This is a genomic window from Aquimarina addita, assembly GCF_039539305.1.
Taxonomy (GTDB): domain Bacteria; phylum Bacteroidota; class Bacteroidia; order Flavobacteriales; family Flavobacteriaceae; genus Aquimarina; species Aquimarina addita.
On sequence record NZ_BAABCW010000028.1, the window covers coordinates 26,512 to 51,062 of the forward strand.

Below are 24,551 nucleotides of genomic sequence, written 5' to 3' on the forward strand. Positions count from 1 at the left end.
TCTTTCCTTTCATTTTTACTTGTTCATCCAGTGAAAACTTTAGTATCTTACACAGAATAATCTATAGTATATTATGAATAAAGTACAGATCAACGATTTTAAAGTTTTCCGGGACATAGAATTGTCTAAAATACCTACCACCTTATTACTTGATGATAGCGAAAAAAAGGTTGAAAAAGAATTGGAAAAGGTGAGGGAGAAATTAGGAAAGTTACAAGATACATTATATGCACACAATAAATATGCGGTATTAATTTGTCTTCAAGGAATGGATACTTCTGGGAAAGATAGTTTGATCAGGGAAGTGTTCAAAGACTTTAATTCAAGAGGAGTGGTGGTTCATAGTTTTAAAGTACCTACGAGTTTAGAATTAGGACATGATTATTTATGGAGACATTATATAGCACTGCCACGAAGAGGTAAATTTTCAGTCTTTAATAGAACACACTATGAAAATGTGCTGGTAACAAGAGTACATCCAGAATATGTGTTAGGTGAAAATTTACCAAATATTAATTCAATTGATGATATTACAGATGCGTTCTGGGAAAAAAGGTTTGAGCAAATCAGAAATTTTGAGAAACATATAGCAGAAAACGGAACTTTAATTTTTAAATTTTATTTGCATTTATCAAAAGATGAACAAAAAAACAGGTTATTGAGGAGACTGGATAAGAAAGAAAAGAACTGGAAATTCTCTGCCGGAGATCTCAAAGAACGAAAGTTGTGGGATACGTATAGAACATGTTATGAGGATGCTATAAATAAAACATCTTTACCACATGCGCCTTGGTACGTCATTCCCGCAGACAATAAACCTTCAGCAAGGTATATTGTAGCAAAAATAATATATGATTCATTAAAAATGTATGACGATATAAAAGAACCTGAGTTGGATGAAGAGACTACATCTAATTTGGCAATGTATCGTAGAGAGTTGGAAAATGAATAAAAATTAATCATTAGTAACTAAAAACAAAAAAAGAAAACTGTGAAAAACTTACTGCTTACGTTTCTTATTATTTTTTCAATAAAGGGTACAGCTCAATCAGCAGATGCTAAAGAGGATTCTCTGTTTCTTAAGAAAATTTATCAAACTGCTTTACTTGATGGTAAAAGTTATGCTTGGTTAGATCATTTATCAAATCAAATTGGAGCCAGATTGTCTGGTTCGATGAATGCTCAAAGAGCCGTTACTTGGGCAGAAAAAGAATTGAAAGAAGTAGGTTTAGATAAAGTTTGGTTACAATCCGTTATGGTTCCTAAGTGGACAAGAGGGATTACAGAATTTGCATATATAGAAACGGCACCGGGTATTACTACAAATGCTCCTATTTGTGCTTTAGGAGGATCCGTTCCTACTCCTATTGGCGGCATAAAAGCTTCAGTTGTTGAAGTTAAAGGACTGGAAGATTTACGGAAACTGGGCACATCAAATATAGAGGGTAAGATTGTATTTTATAACAGACCAATGCAAGCAGATTTGATCAATACTTTTGAGGCATATGGAGGATGTGTGGATCAGCGATATGCTGGTGCAGAAGAAGCGGCAAAATTTGGAGCAATAGGAGTTATAGTTCGTTCTATGAATTTGAGAAAAGATGACTTTCCTCACGCAGGAAGCATGAGTTATGGAAATCTAACAGATATGGAAAAAATTCCTGCAGCAGCTATCAGTACCAATGGAGCTGATTTGTTAAGCTCTATGCTAACATTAAATCCAAAGATTAAATTCTTAATGAATATGAATTGCCGTACCTGGAAAGATGTAGAGTCTCATAATGTAATAGGTGAAATTAAGGGAAGCGAGTTTCCAGATGAATATATGGTTATTGGTGGACATCTAGACTCATGGGATCTCGGTGATGGTTCTCACGATGATGGAGCGGGAGTAGTCCAGTCAATGGAAGTTTTAAGATTATTTAAAGAGATAGGTTATAAACCTAAAAGATCGATACGTGTAGTTCTTTTTATGAATGAAGAAAATGGATTACGAGGTGGAAAAAAATATGCAGAAATAGCGAAAAATAAAGCAGAAAATCATGTATTCGCACTAGAAAGTGATGCTGGAGGTTTTACTCCCAGAGGATTTTCTTTTGATTGCAGTAATACTAGTTTTTCGAAAGTCCAACAATGGAAACCTCTTTTCGAACCTTACTTAATCCATTATTTTGTTCAGGGAGGAAGTGGTGCTGATATTGGACCATTAAAAAAAGATGGTATTGTACTAGCTGGGTTGCGCCCAGATTCCCAGCGTTATTTTGATTATCATCATGCTGAAAATGATACATTTGATGCTGTAAGTAAAAGAGAATTAGAGCTTGGTGCAGCTACAATGACAAGCCTGGTTTACCTTTTTGATAAATATGGTATAAAATAGACTAACCCATTACATCCATAGAATGACCTTGAGTTGTGTCTCAGGTTGTTAAATTATAGAATCAGGATAATAGAAGTCTTATTTCTAACTATCGGGTATGCTTGGTTCTGGATTATCCATCTCTTATAATTAGTATGGTTAATATTTGGAACGTATTTATTATAGAGAGAGATTACATTGCTAAAAATACGTTATCAAACTTCACTACACCTTCCTGACAAGAAGATACTTTATTTTTCATTCGAAAATTTTAGTACGTGCTTATTATTTTAGTAGAATATTTTGATGAAAATTTCTCAGTAAAATAATGGATTTTGTAAATTTTCATGAAACAATTAATAGAAAATGATTTTTTGCAAAAAAACGATAAGGTTTTACCATATAGGTACTTCTGTAATTGTTGTAATCCGATAAGTTTTAAAGTTAAATCCTAACGCATTTTTCTTATCATTATCTTAACAAAGGCTCGTTTTATACTTTAATAGCAGGTATGACAGGATTTTATCTTTTTACTTTAAATTCAGTAAATAAGCACTTTTAGCGTATGTTCTTTTGGTAAATGTTATATAAAACACAATTGTTAAGACTTACTTAAGGCAACGGGACTATTTTTTTACTACCTCCTCAGCCTAATTTTATAAAAGCTTAAAAATAAATCGGGCTTTAGGAAATTAGTCATTACCTCAATTACTTTTTTATCCTGATATTTTCAAGTTTACGTCATTTTATAATCATGTAAAACTATTTAAAATCAGAGAGGTAAGAAAAGCAGAGATTTTAAGGTTATTTAATTGGTTGACCAATTGGTTACCGAATTCTAAACAATCTAAAACGAATTCTATTCTTTTATCGTCGAATAATAATTATGTCAGTCAAACCGCAGATCATAGGATTAATTTCATCCTCGATTTTGGATTTCATATCCAAAATAAGATATTTTGTATTGTTAAATAACCTATAAATGGCAATCTATTAAATATAACATTTCAACTAAAAATCGTAATTAATATATATGAATCAATAACTAATTTTTTAAATCTTAATTAAGCAATCATGCCAAATAATTAGTAGCGATAATTAGATGGTCATGATTTTTAATTTCACACAAATCTAAAACTACACTACAAATGAAAAACTTTATGAAAGCAAGTATGATACTATTATTGTGCTTGTTTTGTGCTAAATCAAATGCACAATTTAATTACGGAGAAGCTTTGCAGAAGTCTCTGCTTTTCTACGAAACACAACAATCAGGTGTGCTACCGGATTGGAATAGAATTAGTTGGCGATCCGACTCAGGTGTCAACGATGGAGATGATGTAGGGCTTGATCTTACTGGAGGTTGGAATGATGCCGGAGATCATGTTAAATTTGGTTTTCCTATGGCTTTTTCTGTAACGGCTCTTAACTGGGGGTTTTTAGAGTATCAAGACGGTTATGATGCAGCAAATCAAACAGAGCATTTTAAGAGAAACATTAAATGGGTAACGGATTATTTTATCAAATGTCATCCATCACCTAATGTTTTTTACGCTCAGGTAGCTGATAGTAAATCACAAGATCATAACTTCTGGATGCCAGCAGAAATGGTAGATGTACATCCTTCTTATGGGCAACGTCTTTCTTATGCATTAACAACTAGTAATCCAGGTACAGAGGTAGCTTGTGAAACTGCAGCAGCGTTGGCTTCTGCTAGTATCATTTTTAAAGATAGCGACCCTGCATACAGTGCTACATTATTGAGTCACGCGATAGAATTGTATGAGTTTGGTGATAATCACAGAGGTCTTTATACTACTGATGGAGGGATACCTGCATTAGGTACTTACACTTCTGGTAACTACCAGGATGAGTTGACCTGGGGTGCACTTTGGTTATATAAAGCAACCGGAGAACAAAAGTATTTAGATAAGGCAGAAGCAGAGTATGCACAGCCAGATTTTTTATGGAGTCTTGTTTGGGAAGATAAGTCTTATGGAAATATGGTATTATTATCTATTCTTACAGACAAAGAAATCTATAAAACAGATGCTGAACGTCATTTAGATTGGTGGCAAGAAGGATCTGGAGGAGTTAGTTATTCTCCGGGAGGACAAGCACATTTAACACAATGGGGATCGTTACGTCATGCGATGAACGCATCTTTGACAGCACTTATATATAGTGATAATGTAGATACACCTAAGAAAAATCAATATCACGATTTTGCAGTAGCACAAGTAAATTATGCGCTGGGTGATAATCCAAATAACAGAAGTTTAGTGACTGGATTTGGAGTAAATCCTCCAACAAAGCCTCACCATAGAGGACAACATTCTAGCTGGTCTAGAAGTAGTGCAAACCCTGTAGAATCTAGACATACTATGTGGGGAGCCTTGATGGGAGGACCAGGAATGGCTAATGATGCTTTTGAGGAAGATCGAGATGATTTTCAGGCAAATGAAGTAGCAGTAGATTATAACGCTTGTTACCAAGGTGTTTTGGCACGTATGACTATGGAGTTTGGTGGTTCGCCAATAGCTAATTTTCCACCTGTAGAAACTCCGGGATTGGAATTTGCTAATGAAGTGAAGTTAAATAATGATCAATCACTCTTTACAGAAGTTTCTATATGGTTAAACAACCGCTCTGGATGGCCAGCAAGAGTGCCTAATACATTAAAGGCACGTTATTTTGTTGATATCTCAGAAGGTATTGCAGCTGGATACAGTGTAAGTGATTATGAATTAACAGCGAGAGGAGCTGGTAGTACAACGACTAGTGGATTACAAGAGTGGGATGCTGATGCTAATATCTACTATGCAGAAATTGAAGTAGATCAGGCGAGTATGCCATTTCCAGGTGGTCAGGGTGAATATAGAAGTGAAATTCAATTAAGAGTTTCATTGCCTACAGATGCACCAGCATCTGCTTGGGATGCTTCTAATGATTTTTCTTATCAGGGATTAACCAGTGGACTTCAAATTGCTGACAATGTACCGATTTACGTTGATGGTGCTTTAGCAGGAGGTAATGAGCCTACTGGAGGAGAAGTTCCGTCGGCTTCATTTACAGCAACACCAGAAACTGGAACAGCACCTTTAGAAGTTTCTTTTGATGCTTCAGCATCTTCTGATCCTAATGGTGATTCAATTACATACAGTTGGGATTTTGGAAATGGAGAAACTTCAACAACCGTTGATCCATTAATTACTTTTACAGAAATAGGAACTTATTTAGTAACACTTACAGTGAGTGATGGAGAGAATACATCCTCAGAAGTAACTAAAGAAATTACGGTAGAAGATGGAAATATAGCACCAATTGCAGATTTTACTGCAACGCCAACTACAGGAATTGCTCCTGTAATAGTTAGTTTTGATGCTGCCGCTTCATCTGATGAGAATGGAGATACGTTATCATATACTTGGGATTTTGGAGATGGAGAAACAGGATCAGGTGAAACAGTAGATCACGAATATACTGCTATAGGAGAATATAGCGTTGTGTTAACAGTTAGTGATGGTAGTAAAGAAGGTACAAAAACAAGTACTATTACTGTAACAGATGGTAGTCCGGTAGCAGCATTTACTGCAAGTACGGAAAGCGGAATAGCGCCATTAGAAGTTACTTTTGATGCATCAGAATCAGCAGATCCTGCAGGAGGAGATCTTACCTATAGTTGGGATCTTGGTAATGGAGAAACAGCAACTGCTGTGACAGCTTCTGCTACCTATACAACAGTAGGAACTAAGACTGTAGTACTTACAGTTACAAATGCTTCTGGAGATACCGATTCAGTTTCTAAAACAATTAATGTAACCGATGGTAGTGTTAGTTGTGCTTTTGGAACTCCAACAGCAACATCATTACCTAACATAAATACATTCTTTGAGAATATTTATGTATTAGGTGAAGGAGGTCCGGATATGGATATTGTTAATAAATTCACGATTAATTGGGATTTAGCAAATAATGGACTATATCAGTTTTCATTTAATCTAAATGCTTCTCCTTGGTATGTTAACTTTTCTGAGTCAAATCAGAATTTTAATGAGCCAAGTCCGTCAATTACATTGACTGAGACCGGAATAGCAGGATTAGATGGAAGTTATTATGCTACAGTGGATGAAGGTAATTTTGTATTAGTTTCTCAAACAGGAGGATTTACAATTTATTTCAGTGCCTCTGCTACTGCTCCTGATTGTGGTTCTACTACCGTAACAAACGGAGTACCTGTTGCTTCCTTAACTGCAACACCAACTAGCGGTATTGCACCATTAGAAGTTTCTTTTGATGCATCTGCATCTACAGATGAGGATGGAGATACACTAACATATACTATTGATTATGGAGATGGTAATACTGGTACAGGAGTTACCTCTACCCATATATATACAGAGGTTGGAGAGTATACTGCAGAAGTTACTGCTAATGATGGTAATGGTGGATCTAGTACTTTTTCAGTAGAAATTTCTGTAGAAGAAGAAATAGTGAATCCAACTAATATAGATCCGATTGCTGCACTAACAGCTACTCCTGTTTCAGGAACTGCACCATTAGAAGTTTCTTTTGACGCATCTGCATCTACAGATGAGGATGGAGATACTCTTACATATGCAGTAGATTACGGAGATGGTACTTCTGGTACTGAAGCAATATCAAGTCACATTTATACTGCAGGAGATTACACGGCTACAGTTACAGTAAATGATGGTAATGGAGGTTCTGATACAACATCTGTTGCAATTACAGTAGAAGAAGATGTCGTGACTCCTCCAGGTGGAGATTGTACTTTTGGAACACCATTAGCAACAGCTTTGCCTAATGTTAATACTTCATTTGATTATACATACGTATTAGGTAGTGGAGGACCCAACCTTGATAATGTATCTAAATTTACAATCAACTGGGATTTAGCAAATAATGGATTATATCAGTTTGCATTTAATCTAAATGCTTCTCCTTGGTATGTGAACTTTTCTGAAGCTACTCAGAATTTTAATGGATCAACACCTTCAATTACATTAGCTGGTACAGGAATCTCTGGATTAGATGGATCGTATTATGCGGCTGTTGATGAAGGTAATTTTGTGTTAGTTTCAATAACTGGAGGATTTACAATTTATTTTAGTAGTTCAGCTACTGTTCCTGATTGTGGAGACAGTACAGGAGGAAATATTAATCCTATTGCTGATATTTCTGCAGATGTTACCGCAGGAGAAGCACCCCTTGTAGTTAATTTTGATGCAAGTGGTTCTACAGATGAAGATGGAGACGCATTGAGTTATTCTTGGGATTTTGGAGACGGAAATACAGCTACAGGTGTAACAGTAGAAAATACGTTTACCACGATAGGATCTTATGATGTTACTTTGACAGTTACTGACGGAAATGAAGGAATAGATCAGGCAATTATTTCTATTAATGTGACTGATGAAATCATTATTGCGCCACCTACTGGAGACAATGTATATATCGATCGTTTTACAGAACTTAGAAATGAAATTTATGATCCAGCTAACGGGTATTTCAGTGCAGATGGATCTCCTCACCACTCTATAGAAACACTTATTGTAGAGGCACCAGATTATGGGCATGAGTCTACTAGTGAATTATATTCTTACTGGATGTGGATGGAAGTTATGCACGGTAGAATAAGCGGTGACTGGGCGCCATTAAACGACGTTTGGGAGAAAACAGAGCAGTTTATCATTCCTACAAATGCTGATCAGCCAACAAACGCGGCATATAGCCCTTCATCACCAGCTGCATACGCAGCAGAATTTCCTTTGCCAAGTGGATATCCTTCTCCATTGAGTTTTACTGCACCTGTTGGTGTAGATCCTGTATCATCTGATTTAACCGCAACATATGGTGCTGATATTTATCAGATGCACTGGTTATTAGATAATGATAACTTCTATGGATATGGTAATCGTGGAGATGGAGTAAGTACACCTTCATATATTAATACCTTCCAGAGAGGTGAGCAGGAATCTGTTTATGAAACAGTACCACACCCATCTTGGGAAAGTTTTGATTGGGGTGGAACTGACGGTTTCTTACCATTATTTGTAGATGATTCTAATTATTCACAACAGTGGAGATATACAAGTGCCCCAGATGCAGATGCAAGAGCAGTACAAGCCATGTATTGGGCTCAGATTTATGCAAAAGAGCAAGGTGCTAGTTTAGGAAATCTTGATTTAGACAAAGCGTCAAAAATGGGAGATTACCTTAGATTATCAATGTTTGATAAGTATTTCAAACCATTAGGAGTTCAGAGTGCTACTAGTGGTGCAGGAACGGGATATGATAGTGCACATTACTTAATGTCTTGGTATATGTCTTGGGGAGGTGCAGCAGATACTTCATCACCTTGGGCATTTAGAATTAGTTCTAGTCACTGTCACTTTGGGTATCAAAACCCGGTTGCAGCATACGCTTTAACACAAGTGGATGAATTAAAACCAATTTCTACAAATGGAGAAAGAGATTGGAATGAAAGTCTACAGAGACAAATGGAGTTTTATACTTGGTTACAATCTAGTGAAGGTGGTATCGCAGGTGGAGCAACAAATAGCTGGAACGGAGATTATAGTCCATATCCAGCAGGTAAGTCTACTTTCTATGATATGGCGTATGATACAGACCCTGTATATCACGATCCAGGAAGTGGAACTTGGTTCGGATGGCAAGCTTGGTCTATGGAGCGTGTAGCAGAATACTACTACATCACTAATGACCCAATGGCTAAAAACCTAATGGATAAATGGACTACTTGGGTAGAAAGTGAAGTACAGTTAGTAGGAGAAGATGATTTCTTAATCCCTGCTACACTAGAATGGACTGGAGAACCAGATACCTGGAATCCTGATAGTCCAGGAAGTAATGCTGGTCTTAGTGTTAGTGTTGTAAACTATAGCGTAGATCTTGGTATTGCAGCTTCTATGTCTAAAGCACTAATCTATTATGCAGCAGCTACAGCAAAATATGGAACGCTTGATGAAGGCGCTAAAGATCTTGCTAAAGAAGTATTAGATAGAATGTGGAATAAATACAGAGACGAAGAAGGATTATCTAGTACAGAAGCAAGAGGAGATTTTTCACGTATTTTTGAAGAAGAAGTATATATTCCTGAAGGATTCTCTGGAGTAATGGCAAATGGAGATGCTATTGTACCTGGCGTATCATTCTTAGACTTACGTTCTGGATATAGAGACGATCCTGAGTTTGGTCGATTAGAAGCTGCTTATGAAGCGGGTGAAGATTTTACTCAGAATTACCACAGAACATGGGCACAGATGGAAATCGCTTTAGCCAATGCAGAATACGGATTCTTCTTTGGAGATGAAGAGGCTAAGAAAGCACCATCTACAAAGAATGTGGTGAATACATACCCTAACCCTGTTAAGGATATTTTAAATATCTCTAGTAATTTTGATATGAAAAATACACTAGTGAGAATTGTTGATATCGCAGGGAGAGTGGTTAAGGAATTTAAACTTTCTAACAAACAAAGATCAAATCAAATATCATTAGAAGAATTGCCAACAGGCTTATACGTGATGAAGACTTTAGATCTTGATACAAATACAGAAGCAACAACTAAATTAATTAAAGAATAATTAATGTAGAAGACAAGGAGAGGGAGACTAAATGTCTCTCTCTTTTTTTCATAAAAGCTGGAATATGACTGGTAAATAAGACTGAAGTGTATTTTTTTACTTTTCGTTTTTTACCAGTCTATTTGCTTCTATTTGAAATATATCCTTGATGAAATATGCCATATTATTTAAGTCAATACAGACTTAATACCAATGGTACATCATATTTACTTTTAAAAAAATAATTATACATAGATGAAACGTTATATATATCATTTACTAGTCCTAACATTACTTTTTAGTAATGTCTTTTCGGTTTTAGGACAACAACAAAATTTTCTGACAGCGTCTGGAAATACTTTGTATGATGCTACAGGAAAAGAAGTAAGATTGACCGGAGTTAATTGGTTTGGTTTTGAAACTGCTTTGTACCATCCTCATGGTATCTGGAGCAGAGATATGAAAAGTGTATTACAACAGATCAAAGATATCGGATTTAATACCATTAGAGTGCCATGGTGTAATGAGATGTTGAACCCTGGTGCAACAGTAAATATAAATTCATACGGTACAGATGCCTATAGTGGTGTTTCTCCTATGAATGAAGAAGAAGGTACCGTGAGTACTCCAATAGAATTGATGGATATTTTTGTGAGATGGTGTCAGGAAAACGATATGAAAATTGTATTGGATAATCATTCCAGAGCAGCAGACGCCTTTTTAGTAGAAGGAGGATGGTATACAGATGAATACTCAGAAGAGAGATGGATTCAGGATTGGCTTTTTATTGCAGAAAGGTATAAAGATTATTCTGCTGTAGTTGCATTAGATTTAAATAATGAACCCCACGGATCAACTTGGGGAGACAGTAACCCTGAGTCTGATTGGAACAAAGCCGCAGAGAGATGTGGAAACGCAATTCTGGAAGTGAATCCTAACGCATTGATCATTATAGAAGGTGTAGGAGAGTTTGAAGGAGATTCATATTGGTGGGGTGGTCAGTTAAAAGGAGCTGCTAAATATCCTATACAACTATCTGATCCAAGTAAATTAGTATATTCTGCACACGAATATGGGCCAGAGGTATCACAGCAAGATTGGTTTGAGGATCCTAGTTTCCCTAGTAATATGCCAGGAGAATGGGAAGAACATTTTCATTATTTATATGAAAACAATACATCTCCAATATTCGTTGGAGAATTCGGAATTAAAAATCAAGATGCATTTGATGGTGTAGCTTATACCTGGTTTACAGAGTTTATGAATTTTATGGGAGGTATTTATTCCTGGACATTCTGGACAATGAATCCTAACTCTGGAGATACAGGAGGTATTTTACAAGATGATTGGACAAATGTAAATCAATGGAAAATAGATGTATTGAGTCCTTATTTTGCTCCGCTAATCCCTAATGTAATAGGTGATACAGGTGGTAATACGGCTCCAATAGCAAGAGTTACAGCTTCTGCAACAAGTGGAAGTTCTCCATTAACCGTACAGTTTGATGGTTCAGCATCCTCAGACGCAGATAATGATAGTCTTACATATTCCTGGAGTTTTGATGATGGAACTTCTGATACCGGAGATACGGTTTCTCATACATTTGATGAAGAAGGGATATATCAGGTAGTTTTAACGGTTAATGATGGAACTATTAGTGACACGGCAAGTGTAACGATTACGGTAAGTGATGATCCTGCAGTTGTAGTAAATGCTTCAATTTCATCTGATGTTACTGGTGGATTTGCTCCTGTAACCATTAGTTTTGATGCTGGTAGTTCTACAAGTTCTGATGGAAGTGCATTGACTTATAGTTGGGATTTTGGTGATGATACAAATGGAAATGGAAGTGCTGTTTCTCATATCTATACGAATGCAGGTAGTTTTATAGTGACCGTAACAGTAACAAATACGGATGGAATATCTGATACAGCAACACAAACAGTTACGGTAACAGAAGCTTCTGGGCCTACTGGTGATTGTAGTTTTGGAGCACCATTAAGTGCTGCATTAGCAACAATTCCTAATGCTTCCTATTCTAATGTTTATGTAGTAGGAAATGGAGGGCCAGATCTTAGTAATGTTACTAATTTTACAATCAATTGGGATTTAGCTAATAATGGATTATGGCAACTTTCTATGAATACTAATAACGGTGTTCCAAGTTGGTGGAGTAATCTTAAAAGTAATATAACTAGCCAGAATTTTAATAGTGCACAACCTAGTGTTACCTTTTCTGGAACAGGATTCTCTGGTTTAGATGGTTCTTATTATGCTACAGTGGATGGAGCGAATTTTGTCTTAGTATCTGTAGATGATGCATTTACTATTTATTTTAGTAATAGTGATACAGCACCCACATGTAATGATGCTAATAAAGATCTTGAAAATGTAAAAAGAGGAGATGATATCTGGAAATTACAAACTAATCCATCTGATACTGCATTTTATTTAGATATTTTAGCACCAGAACAAGTTCGTGAAATTAGACTTTACAGTATCACCGGACAGGAATTACAAAAGTTAGATGTAAGCGCATCAGAGAAAAGCACCATTACTTTTGGTGATAATTTAACATCCGGAATGTATTTATTAAAATTAATGAAGCAAGATGGCGAAACTCATAGCTTATCACTTATAAAACGATAAACTATGATTAATTTTTAGTTGGGTTTGTTCAAGAAGAGTAATTTTTTGAGCAAATTCAAATTAAGAATGATCCATAATTTAAGCGTATAATTAATTGAAGGGCTTGTTTGAAGGTTCGATATGTAAATGTATTTATTTTTTAATCATTTAATTCATAGTTTTTACTTACAAACAAGCTCTTTAAATTATAACGCTGTTATCCCTAAAATAAATTATTGATATACAACTTATGATATTATAAAGACTCTTCATTTTTAATAAGAAATACCTTTTTCATCTTAATAAAACCTATTCTTTCTTTTAAATTTTACAATGTTTTTTGAAATATATACCAGATTCAAGAAGTATATAAACTGGTATTAGATCCAGTTTATAACTCCAGTAGGAGTTCAAGTTACACATATACACTAGCAACTAATCTTTTAGAACCATGAAACCTAAACACATCAACTCATACTTATTTAGCTTACAAAAAAGAATTAAACAGCCCCTTTTCTACATACTTGCTATATTCATATCAATCGGATTGGCATTTACCACAGTTTCCATATTTATGGACGGAACCGCTGGTCCGACAATGACGACACAAACTTGGCCTGCAGGGACATTTTTATCCAATTTTCCTCAGGGAGATAGAGTTTGTACCTATCACCGTAATTATTTTATGATTACAGGTCAGGAGGGAACAGGTATCTATGATATTTCTAATCCTACAGATCCTATTCAGTTGCAATTTGATGAAGCAGCCAATAATGGGCACCGCTGGTGGAAAATGGGAGATCTGTTCTACAGAGAATATTCGGTTCCGGAGGTGGAAGGAACAGGATATAAATATTTGGATCTTTCTGATATGTTAGATCGAAAACCAATCACCAGTTCAGATGTCTTATTTACGGTAGAAGAAGGACAGTCTCATTTTGATAATTTAGAAACTTTTCCACATACTATTGATGGTAATAGAGTGTATGATATGCGAACGGGCGAATTTATGAGTGAAATTTCGCAAGCGGTAACATTACCAGATATTGTGGTAAGAATGGGAAACTATGTTTTTTATGCACCTCAGAGTGGAGAGATTACGGTATTTGATTTTGGAGATCCTACAGATATTAAGTTTTTAGGATCATTTGGAGGTGATATACCTCATGAACAATACAGCACAGGTTTTCAGGTATGGAGAAATTATTTAATATATATGAGCGGAAATGAAGGAGACAATAACCTTGTAGCTTTTGATATTAGTGATCCTACTAATGTTACCCATGGATTTGATATATCGTCTGATGATATCACCTTAGGACGATATATGTCTTTTCAGGATGAATATGGATTTACTGGAAGATTTGACAGAGGGGTGAAGTATAATTTTGAGAAGATGGAAGTAGCACAAGAATTCTTTCCTCCTTCTAATGATGAGAGTTTACAATTTCTAGATAATGAATGGCTTCCTATCGGTCACATATTGGTAGCGAGTGGTGATGGTAAAACATCTATATTTTCTCATCAGGATGAATTAGATACGAGACCACCTACTGTGGGTCATCATTTTCCAGTATCCGGAGCAACTAATCAGCCTATTGGAACAACTATTGGATTTGTTATAAATGAAATATTAGATGATTTGTCAATTACAGACCAGACAGTACAAGTACGTCCTTTAGGTGGTGACCCAATCGTAGGAGACGTGACGTCTACATCATACCAGGTAATTAACTATGCACCACGAGAACCTCTTTTACCAAATACTACCTATGAAGTGAAATTTGTAGAAGGTGGAATTAAAGATGCTACAGGTAATGGTATGGAAGAATATATTTTCTATTTTACCACTGGAGGAGATGATACCAACCAATCCCCTGAGGTAGCAGGAATAGATATAAATGTTCCGTCTCCGGTACTTATCAATACTGCTGTAGAATTTACTGCAAATGCTACAGATCCAGAAGGGAACACACTAAGTTACCGATGGGATTTTGGTGATGGGTCTCCTAAAACAGATTGGATAGCGAACACCACTTCTTATACCTTTGATCAACCAGGTAACTTTCTGGTACAAGTACAAGTTTCTGATAACAATGGTGGATTCGTAGTAGCTTCACAATCTATTGTGGTAGTGACGGCAATTCCGGATGATTTACCTACACAATCAAGTCCGATTACGGTAGATACTACAAATAGAATCGTATGGTCAGTAAATCCTGATAATAATACAGTTACCTTACTTAATGCAGATACATTTACTGTTATTGATGAAGTAGCTGTAGGGGATAATCCTTCTTCCGTAGCGATCGATACTGATGGCAAGGCGTGGATTACCTGTAGAGATTCTGATGAGTTATATGTATTAAATACTGATGGAAGTGTAGATACAACCATTCCTTTATCAAGAGGAGCTCGTCCTTATGGTGTAGTATTTACTCCAAATGGGAGTCGAGGGTTTATCTCTGCCTACGGCTCGGGTGAATTATTAGAAGTATCGTCGACTACTCAAAATGTACAAAGATCTATACAGATAGGTGCTACACCAAGAGCATTAGCCATTACTGGTGATGGAAACACGTTACTTGTGACTCGGTTTATATCTCCCGACGAAGCTGGGCAAGTTTGGGAAATTGATCTAACTGATTTTACTATTGCTGGTACAATAGAACTGCCATTAGATGATTTTACATTAGATAATGGTAATGAAGGGCGAGGACTGCCTAACTATGTGGCAGGAATTACCATTCATCCAGATAATAAATCTGCCTGGTCAGTAGCCAAAAAGGATAATATAGTAAGAGGATTAGCTCGCGATGGGCAACCTTTAACCTTTGATAATTCAGTTCGTACTGCTATCTCACCTATTAATTTGACTAATGGAACAGAAGAATTAGGAAAGCGATTAGATATTGATAATCACGGACAACCTTCTTCTGCATTATATACACCCACAGGAAACTATCTAATAGTGACCATGCAGGGTAATAATAGAATTGTTGTGATTGACCCTGCTACAGGATTAGAATTATTAAAAAAGGATGTTGGTAGAGCACCACAAGGAGTAGCTATAGATACTCAAACAAACCATGTCTTTGTGAAAAATTTTATGGATCGAAGCGTTTCTGTTTTTGATGCTAATGATATGATCACCTCAGGAACCAGTACATTGGATAACCTAAATACTGTAACTACGGTGAGTTCAGAAATACTGAGTCCTACTGTGCTTAATGGAAAACAGATTTTTTATAATGCAGCGGATATAAAAATGGGCTCCGATGGGTATGTAAGTTGTGCTACTTGTCATAGCGATGGAACTCAAGATGGTAGAACTTGGGACTTTACAGACAGGGATGAAGGTCTCAGAAATACAATATCATTAATCGGTAGAGCCGGTACTGCACATGGTAGAGTACATTGGAGTGCTAATTTTGATGAGATTCAGGATTTTGAGAATGATATACGTTCACATTTTCAGGGTGGCGGTTTTATGAGTGATGCTAATTTTAATGAAGGAACTACTGCGTTGACCTTAGGAGATTCTAAAGCTGGAAAATCTATAGAATTAGATGCATTAACGGCATATATAGAGTCTTTAAATTCTTTTGATCCAAGTCCATATAGAAATAATGATGGGTCTTTAACGGCACCGGCTATCGCAGGAAAGGCAGTGTATGAGCGTTTAGAATGTGCATCTTGCCATGGTGGAGTTAATTTTACTGATAGTAATATAGGAAGGTTACACGATGTAGGTACAATGGATGTCACTAGTGGAAATCGATTAGGAAAACAACTATTAGGTATTGATGTGCCTACCTTACGTGATGTATGGGCTACAGCACCGTATTTGCATAATGGAGCGGCTGCCAGCATCAAAGATGTGTTGACGACATACAATGCCAATGATGCCCACGGAACAACATCCACCTTAAGTGCATTAGAATTAGAACAATTAGAAGCATACATCAAACAAATTGATGGTTCTGAGCCAGCCGCAGCACAAACTATGGTATTAGAAATGTCTTCTCCTGTAAATGGAGCAATGATAGAACGAGCAGATCCAACTACACTTGCAGTAGATACGAACATAGATGGAGTTACTAAAATAGCATATTATGTAGATAATGAATTAGTAGAAGAAGTGTCTACACCTCCTTTTGAAACAACCTGGAGCCCTATTATCTGGAAGACCTATACTATTGTTGCAAAAGTGTTTTATAATAATGGGAATACCGCTTCTGTTACACCAGAAATAGAAGTGAGTTATAAAAATGAGATTAAGGTCATGTTTGTAGTAGATGATGATGAGGCGCTTACCTCAGAAGATCAGTTGATAAAATCTCGTTTAGAACAAGAATTAGGGTTTATGATTACGCTGTTTGCAGATGAAGATGCAGAACGTCCCGAAGATGCTAATCCATATGATCTGGTATTAATATCTTCTTCTGTAGATCCAGGAGTACTAGGGAATGATCTCGAATCGGCTGTAGTACCCATTATGACCTGGGATCCATTTATGTATGAGAAATTAAGATTGACAACAGGTAGTATTACTACAGATTTTGGATTCACATCAGAAGCCTATGCTAGTGCTACGATTACAAATCCGGAGCATCCTATGGCAGCTGGTTTGGATATGAATGCTGTCTTGTATGGGATTACACAACCATTACCTTTTGGAACCCCATCAGAAGATGCAATTGTTATAGCAACAGCAGGTGATGACCCTATTTTATATGGGTATGAGCCATCGGGAACCATGCCTTCCAGAAGAGTTGCCTTCCCGTTAAGAGATCGATTCGCACATTTGCTAACAGATGATGGATGGAAATTATTTGATGCAGCAGTGTTATGGACTCTCCATGGAGGAGATGCTGATACGCCTGTGAATCCATTGGCAGATATATTTTTCACGTTACCTGTAGATGGGGCATTAGTCAATACGCCACTAAAAGTAAATTTTGAAACAGAAGGTTGGTCCTTACCATCATCACAATACAAATTGAGATTTAGAATTGACGGTCAGGATCGTGGGTTTATTTCTTCAGAAGGAGAATTCATTGATGGATCTCCTTTATCAGAAGGTGCTCATGAGCTAACACTGGAAATGGAAAGAAGTAATAATTCATTGACAGAATTAGAAGATACCATCACTATTATTGTGACAAATGACCCACTTCCTGAAAACCCTACAGCTATTATCAATTCACCTATTGATGGAGGATTGGTAGGCCCTGATTTTGAAGTCGATTTCACCACCTATTTATGGGATATTAGTTTAGGAGGAAATCACGTTCGTTATTTCATTGATGGATTAGAAATAGGTGCGGTGTATAATACGGCTCCTATTAGTATTGAAGGTTTAGAAGATGGAGAACATACTATAGAATTAGTGCTGGCGGATGCAAGTGGAACACTTACCGATTATTCTTCAGCGATTACAGTAACAGTAGATCCTGCATTTGACAATTTGCCAGATACAGATTTTAGTTTAGAATATCGTAATAATAGTCAGGATGTAAATGCGGCTGAATTGAAACCTGTATTCCAAATTGTTAGTGAGGCAGACGAAGCAGTATTATATTCAGATTTCACTATACGATATTGGTATACTTCAGAGCACGATGTAGATATGAGTTTTAGTACAGACTACTCTGCAGTGAGTGGAGTTACTGGAACCTTTGGCACTGATGGCGAAGAACAGTATGCTGAGTTAGGTTTTAGTGCTTCATCTGGTAGTTTAATGGCGAATAGTAAATCTGGTGAAATCCAGACACGTATGAACCATCTAAGTTTTCAGAGTCAGGATCAAAGTAATGATTTCTCATTTGATAGTACTAAAACAAGTTTAAAACCTCACGTACTAGTAACCTTATATTATCAGGGAGAATTAGTTTGGGGATTAGAGCCTTCGGGAAATCCAATAGACGGAAATACCAGACCTACAGCTGTTTTAAATACAAATATCAGTGGAGGTAATGTACCATTATCTATTAATTATGATGCATCATTATCAACAGATGCCGATGGTGATACATTAATGTATTTCTGGGATTTTGGAAATGGTGATACAGCTACTGGAGTATCTGCATTCTATGAATATGCTACAATAGGTTTATATACTGTAACATTAACAGTGGATGATGGTAACGGAGGTATTGATAGCGAAACCACTACCATAGAGGTTTTTGAATTGCCTATCGATTTTAATGCTTCTTTTGTAACAAACCAAGTCTCAGGTAGTACCCCATTAACGGTTGATTTTGATTCATCTTCTTCTGTATTTCCAGATGCATCTGCGATTAGTTACATTTGGGATTTTGGAGATGGAACTACCAGTAGTTTAGCCAATCCATCGCATACATATACAGAAATAGGCTCTTATGCCGTGATACTGACAATTAGTGATGGGATACTTTCTGATATCTCAGAGGTTGTGACGATTACTGTAATTGATGATATAACTTTGCCACCACCTACGGCATTAATAAATACTTCTGCTAGCTCAGGAATTGTTCCTTTAGCAGTTCAATTTGACGCATCAGGTTCTTTTGACATCAATGATACTCCGTTATCATTTACCTGGAATTTTGGCGATGGTACTTCGGCTTCAGGAGTATCGGTTAATCATATTTTTGAGGTGATTGGAGTGTATGAAGTAGTTTTAACAGCCAGTAACGGAGAAAGTATAGGAACGGATACGGTATCGATCACAGTAGAAAATACCCCTGAAGTGTCTGTAACAGCTATCATGAGTGCCGATATTACTTCTGGTATAGCTCCTGTGACAATTAATTTTGACGCAAGTGACTCTTCGAGTTCCGATAATAGTATATTAACCTATAGTTGGGATTTTGGAGACAGTACGATAGCTAATGGAAGTGCAGTTTCACATTTATATGCCGATGCAGGGGAGTATACAGTCACACTTACGGTTTCTCATGTGGATGGTGTAACCGATACAGTAACTCAATTAATTTCGATTACAGATGACTCTGTACCAGTAACGAATTGCGGTTTTGGAACTCCTATGGATACCCCGCTGTCTACGATTGCGAATGCTTCTTATGATCATATACATGTGCTGGGAACCGGAGGTCCTGATTTTAGTAATGTCACGAATTGTACCATCAATTGGGATTTACAAAATAATGGTCTCTGGCAATTTTCTATGAATACTAATAATGGAATTCCGGGTTGGTGGAATGATATAAAAAGTACCATTACCGATCAAAGTTTTAATAGCTCACAGCCAGAAGTAACCTTTGCTGGCACAGGATTCGTTAATATGGATGGTAGTTATTATGTAGCTAACGATGGTGCTAATTTTGCATTGGTAGCCACAGATGGTTCATTTACCGTATATTTTAGTAATGATGCCACACCTCCATCTTGTTTGGATAATATCAAAGCACCTGTATCGGAGAAGGTATCCGATATATTTATGTTTCCAATACCTGTCATTGACAAATTGACAATTGAAAGTAATAGAGATCTAAATGGAGCTATATTGAGATTAATAGATGTATCTGGTAAAGTATTATCAGCTCAAATTAATAATTCAGAAAGCAATAAAATCGAATTCAATATGGCAGCGTACCCATCCGGAATTTATTTTATAGAGATAAAAAATGAAAATGAATCTATAGTGAAGCAGCTTAGTAAATAGATAGCTATTTTATTTATTTATAATATAAAGCATTCCTTTCTTAAATAAAGAAGGGAATGCTTTTTTTGTTATATCAGTTGTACTTTTAATTTATTGTCATAGAAAACTATATTTAATTGACTATAAATACCATTAGATCAATTAAAAATCCATTAGATTTGTAGTAAATACAGGGAATATAATAGCAATTGCTATTATAACATTGTTGTACACCATTAAAAAGCATAGTAAATTTAAATGAGTAGAAAGAGTATTATCAATAAACTGGAATTGGCATATGCTCCTATGACTGGATATGAATTTGCAATTGTAAAAAAAGACCCTGTTGTTGAAAAAGCAATAGAAAGAGCTAGTTTATACGTAATAGCTCAAAGACCAATTATTACTTTTGAAAATGTCTCTCCCAATCCTTCAGAATATACTTTAGATTTTGAAATTCATCAAAAAGGAAATCCGAATATTCTTAAAGGGAAACTACCATTAATACAAAGCGTAGCTGACTGCAACTTTAATGATGATATTGCAATTGCATTTAATTTTCTTGATAAAAATGAAATTCAAACTAAACCTCCATTTAATAACTTACACGGATTTTCCCTGGTAAAACAATTAAAGGATAAGCAAGAATTTCTATTATGGTTTTCACCTGAGAAATTATTACAAAATTGGTGGAAAGAACAAGTAGAATGCGAAATTAAAGGAGACTATAAGTCTTTTATGAACTACAACGTACATTATGTTGGTAAAGCAACGAAACAAAGCATTCTTAAAAGACTAACTGGACATAGTACATTTCAAGATATTCTATCATTAGAAAACCCAATAACCTACAAAGACTTACCGAAACACGAAATAGCTATTTTATGTTTTGAATTTCAAGACAATCTACAATTTCAAGTATTTGGAGAAAATTCAAGTGTAGAAGAAATGAAATCATCATTACTAGGTGAAAACTTCCCAAAGCAAGAAACTATATTTTTAGATGCTGAAAAAGCCCTTATACGCGCTATGAATCCCGAATACAATAAAGAATTATTTAAAAACTATCCTAAAAGTGAAGATGGTTTATATAAAGATAATTACGATTATATTTCATATTCATTTGTTGACCCAATAACTCTTAAATATCCAAAAGGAGAAATTAATGGAGTTTTAGGACATGATGGTGGAGATTCAATTGTAGTAAAAGATAATAAAAGTGTTTCTTTAGTCAAACGGAAATAAAACGATGTACAACACTATATATAGCAAATTGGGCGATTAGTGCTTAATCAAAAAGTTGTTGTCTATTTGCAAAACCACCAAATCTTTTGATTTGGTATTAAAAGAGAAAAATTAAAACAAAATATAGAAGATTTGGCTTGTGCTAAACCGAAAGTAATCGCTTATTTTCTGCCCAACTTGCCATATATTTAACGTTGTGATGCATACTGCCAGCCGCACATTTTAGCACTTTAGGTTTTTGCCAATACACAAGTTCCAACGCTTAAAAAACCAAAAGAGCTAAAATTTCCCAACGCTCGAATTGAATATTCAAATTAAAACATTTAGATTTGTCAAAAAATGACAAGTCTTATGAATACCACATTTGGAGAATACATCCGACTTTTAAGAAATGAAAACGAACTGACTTTAACTCAACTTGCGGCCAAACTGAATTTGGACTCTGCAAACTTGAGTAAAATAGAGAACGGAAAACGAGACTTTGATGAAAAACGTTTACCAAAACTTGCTAAAATCTTCAAACTAAATCTTACGGAATTACGAAATGAATATGTGACCGACCAAATCGGAAAACATATTTACGAAACTAATTGTACTAAACAACTTTTACAAGTTGCGGAAGAAAAAGCAGAATATCGGAGAACACTTAATAAATCACTTCAAACACAATAAAATATGAATGTAGTATCATTTTTCGCAGGAGCTGGCGGGCTAGATTTAGGTTTTGAAAAAGCAGGTTTTAATGTTGTTTGGGCAAATGAATATGACAAGGACATTTGGGAAACTTACGAGAAGAACCATAAAAACACGACTCTTGACAGACGAAGTATTGTAGACATAAAATCTAACGAAGTTCCAGAATGTGACGGGATTATTGGAGGTCCACCTTGCCAGAGCTGGAGTGAGGCTGGTTCTTTACGCGGAATAAATGACAAAAGAGGACAATTGTTTTATGACTTTATTAGAATATTAGAGGCGAAACAACCAAAATTCTTTCTAGCAGAAAATGTTAGTGGAATGTTATTGGAAAGACATAGCGAGGCTTTAAAAAACATCAAGGAGATGTTTAAAAATGCTGGATATAAATTATCCTTCAAATTATTAAACGCATCGGATTTTGATGTGCCACAAGATAGAAAAAGAGTCTTTTTTGTTGGTATCAGAGAAGACCTCGATTTTGAATTTGAGTTCCCTCAACCATTAAAACAGAAAGTTACACTCGAACAGAAAATAGCTGATTTGCAGAACTCAGTTGTTCCTGCAAAAGAGGGAAATAAAACGAATAAAGAAAATTGTCAAGTTCCAAATCACGAATATATGATTGGAGGTTTCTCGTCAATGTTTATGTCGAGAAATAGAGTGAGAAGTTGGGACGAGCAATCATTTACAATACAAGCTGGCGGAAGACACGCACCACTTCATCCACAAGCACCAAAAATGAAATTCATTGAGCAAAACGTACGAGTTTTTGTTCCAGGAAAAGAAGATTTGTACCGTAGATTAAGTGTTAGAGAATGCGCGAGAATTCAAACATTCCCAAACGATTTCATCTTTCATTACAATCATATTTCAGCTGGATATAAAATGATTGGAAATGCAGTTCCTGTAAATTTGGCAAAACATATTGCCATTAGTATTAAGTCTCAAATCGAGAATGCACAGAAAAAGCCGAAACGAGTAACAAAGAAAAAAATGGAATTAGAAAATACACTTTCATAATTTATGGCAAGTCAGACAATAAATGGAAAAGCGTTTGAATATGCTTTACTCTTTGAATTTTATGAACGTTTGAACAAATTAACAAACGTCTCAATTACAGAAAACGAACCTTACAAAACCGCAAAAGGTTTCTTTGATAGTTTTGAAGAAACTGAGCAAGATACATTTAGAATAACAGCAAGTGCTTCTATTAATTTTCTACTTGACATTGAACCAAGATTGTCAAATGGAATTAGCGAAAATGATATTCTAGTCTTAGAATTAGTTAGTGACCAAGCTGGACAAACGGGAGATGTACGAGACGTTTTAATGATTCGCTCGTTGCAAAAATGGGAGATTGGGATTTCTGCAAAAAATAATCACAGAGCGGTTAAACATTCAAGATTATCTAACAAAATCAATTTTGGAGAAAAGTGGTTAGGCGTTTCTTGTTCGGGTAATTATTTTAAAGAAATCAATCCAATATTTGATATGCTCACAGATTTAAGAGCAAAAGACAAATCAACCAAGTGGACTTCAATTGAAAATATGCATCAAGTTGTGTATTTGCCAATTTTAGATGCTTTTAGAAAAGAACTACTTCGCTTGGACAAAGGAAATCCAAATATTGTAGCTGAAAATTTGGTACAGTATTTAATTGGAAATCAAGATTTTTACAAAGTCATCAAAGGCAAAAGGAAAGTTGAGATTCAGGCTTACAATTTACACGGAACTTTGAATTTACCTTTTGAGAAGATAAAACCAAAAGCGAAGATTCCTAAACTAAAATTACCGACTAGATTAATCGAAATTATATATCAAGAAAACTCAACTACGACATTATTGGTTTCTTTGAACGAAGGTTGGCAAATATCTTTTAGAATTCATAATGCAAGTTCGAGAGTTGAGCCTTCATTGAAATTTGATATTAATTTAGTGAGTGCGCCGCATACTTTATTTACGAATCACATATTTGTGAATGGATAAGCCAACGCTTAAAGCCATACACATTTGCAATTCGCTACAGCCACTACTCAAGCCTGAAATTATAAAAGAGTATGTCTTTGCCAACGCTAGCAAGTTTGCGAAAAAAAGTACGAAAACACAACATTGTATAAAAATAATAGCGGTTTAATCGCTAAAAACAAAGTAAATAAATAGAACAAAGGTCTGTGTCTAACCGAAAAGTTAGTGTATAAAAATCCGCTACTATTCTTATACGAGACCGTTATGCTCAATCCCCCATAGACCCCAGAAACTTCAGTACGTTGGCTAACGTAAAATTCGTAATTTACTGGGGTATTAACTTTAGCTCTTTGTGAGACCGTTTTTTAAAATGTTGCTGCTTTTAGTAAGCACGAGC

The 24,551-nt window shown here is 35.7% G+C and carries 9 protein-coding genes; all 9 read left to right on the top strand.

Features of this window, described 5'->3' with window-relative positions:
• Window positions 1-73 precede the first annotated feature (73 nt).
• The 9 genes from ABD816_RS20640 to ABD816_RS20680 all read left to right on the top strand — a co-directional run bounded on the left by ABD816_RS20640 (window position 74) and on the right by ABD816_RS20680 (window position 24,175).
• Window positions 74-952 carry a PPK2 family polyphosphate kinase gene (locus ABD816_RS20640; RefSeq protein WP_344930659.1) on the top strand — a complete coding sequence of 293 codons (879 nt, stop codon included), beginning with the start codon at window positions 74-76 and terminating at the stop codon, window positions 950-952.
• A gap of 39 nt (window positions 953-991) precedes the next feature.
• Window positions 992-2,380 carry a M20/M25/M40 family metallo-hydrolase gene (locus tag ABD816_RS20645; RefSeq protein WP_344930661.1) on the top strand — a complete coding sequence of 463 codons (1,389 nt, stop codon included), beginning with the start codon at window positions 992-994 and terminating at the stop codon, window positions 2,378-2,380.
• 1,127 nt (window positions 2,381-3,507) lie between these two features.
• Window positions 3,508-9,990 carry a glycoside hydrolase family 48 protein gene (locus ABD816_RS20650; protein WP_344930663.1) on the top strand — a complete coding sequence of 2,161 codons (6,483 nt, stop codon included), beginning with the start codon at window positions 3,508-3,510 and terminating at the stop codon, window positions 9,988-9,990.
• Window positions 9,991-10,224: 234 nt separating this feature from the next.
• Window positions 10,225-12,618, top strand: coding sequence for a cellulase family glycosylhydrolase (locus tag ABD816_RS20655; RefSeq protein ID WP_344930665.1), 2,394 nt, complete (start codon window positions 10,225-10,227; stop codon window positions 12,616-12,618).
• A 430-nt stretch (window positions 12,619-13,048) separates the two neighbouring features.
• Window positions 13,049-20,266: a PKD domain-containing protein gene (locus tag ABD816_RS20660; RefSeq protein WP_344930667.1), complete on the top strand. Its 7,218-nt coding sequence runs from the start codon at window positions 13,049-13,051 to the stop codon at window positions 20,264-20,266.
• 237 nt (window positions 20,267-20,503) lie between these two features.
• Window positions 20,504-21,490 carry a hypothetical protein gene (locus ABD816_RS20665; protein ID WP_344930670.1) on the top strand — a complete coding sequence of 329 codons (987 nt, stop codon included), beginning with the start codon at window positions 20,504-20,506 and terminating at the stop codon, window positions 21,488-21,490.
• A gap of 339 nt (window positions 21,491-21,829) precedes the next feature.
• Window positions 21,830-22,162: a helix-turn-helix domain-containing protein gene (locus ABD816_RS20670; protein ID WP_344930673.1), complete on the top strand. Its 333-nt coding sequence runs from the start codon at window positions 21,830-21,832 to the stop codon at window positions 22,160-22,162.
• 3 nt (window positions 22,163-22,165) lie between these two features.
• Window positions 22,166-23,209, top strand: a complete 1,044-nt coding sequence (locus ABD816_RS20675) for a DNA cytosine methyltransferase (protein ID WP_344930674.1) — start codon at window positions 22,166-22,168, stop codon at window positions 23,207-23,209.
• 3 nt (window positions 23,210-23,212) lie between these two features.
• Window positions 23,213-24,175, top strand: a complete 963-nt coding sequence (locus ABD816_RS20680; RefSeq protein WP_344930675.1) for a HaeIII family restriction endonuclease — start codon at window positions 23,213-23,215, stop codon at window positions 24,173-24,175.
• Window positions 24,176-24,551 lie beyond the last annotated feature (376 nt).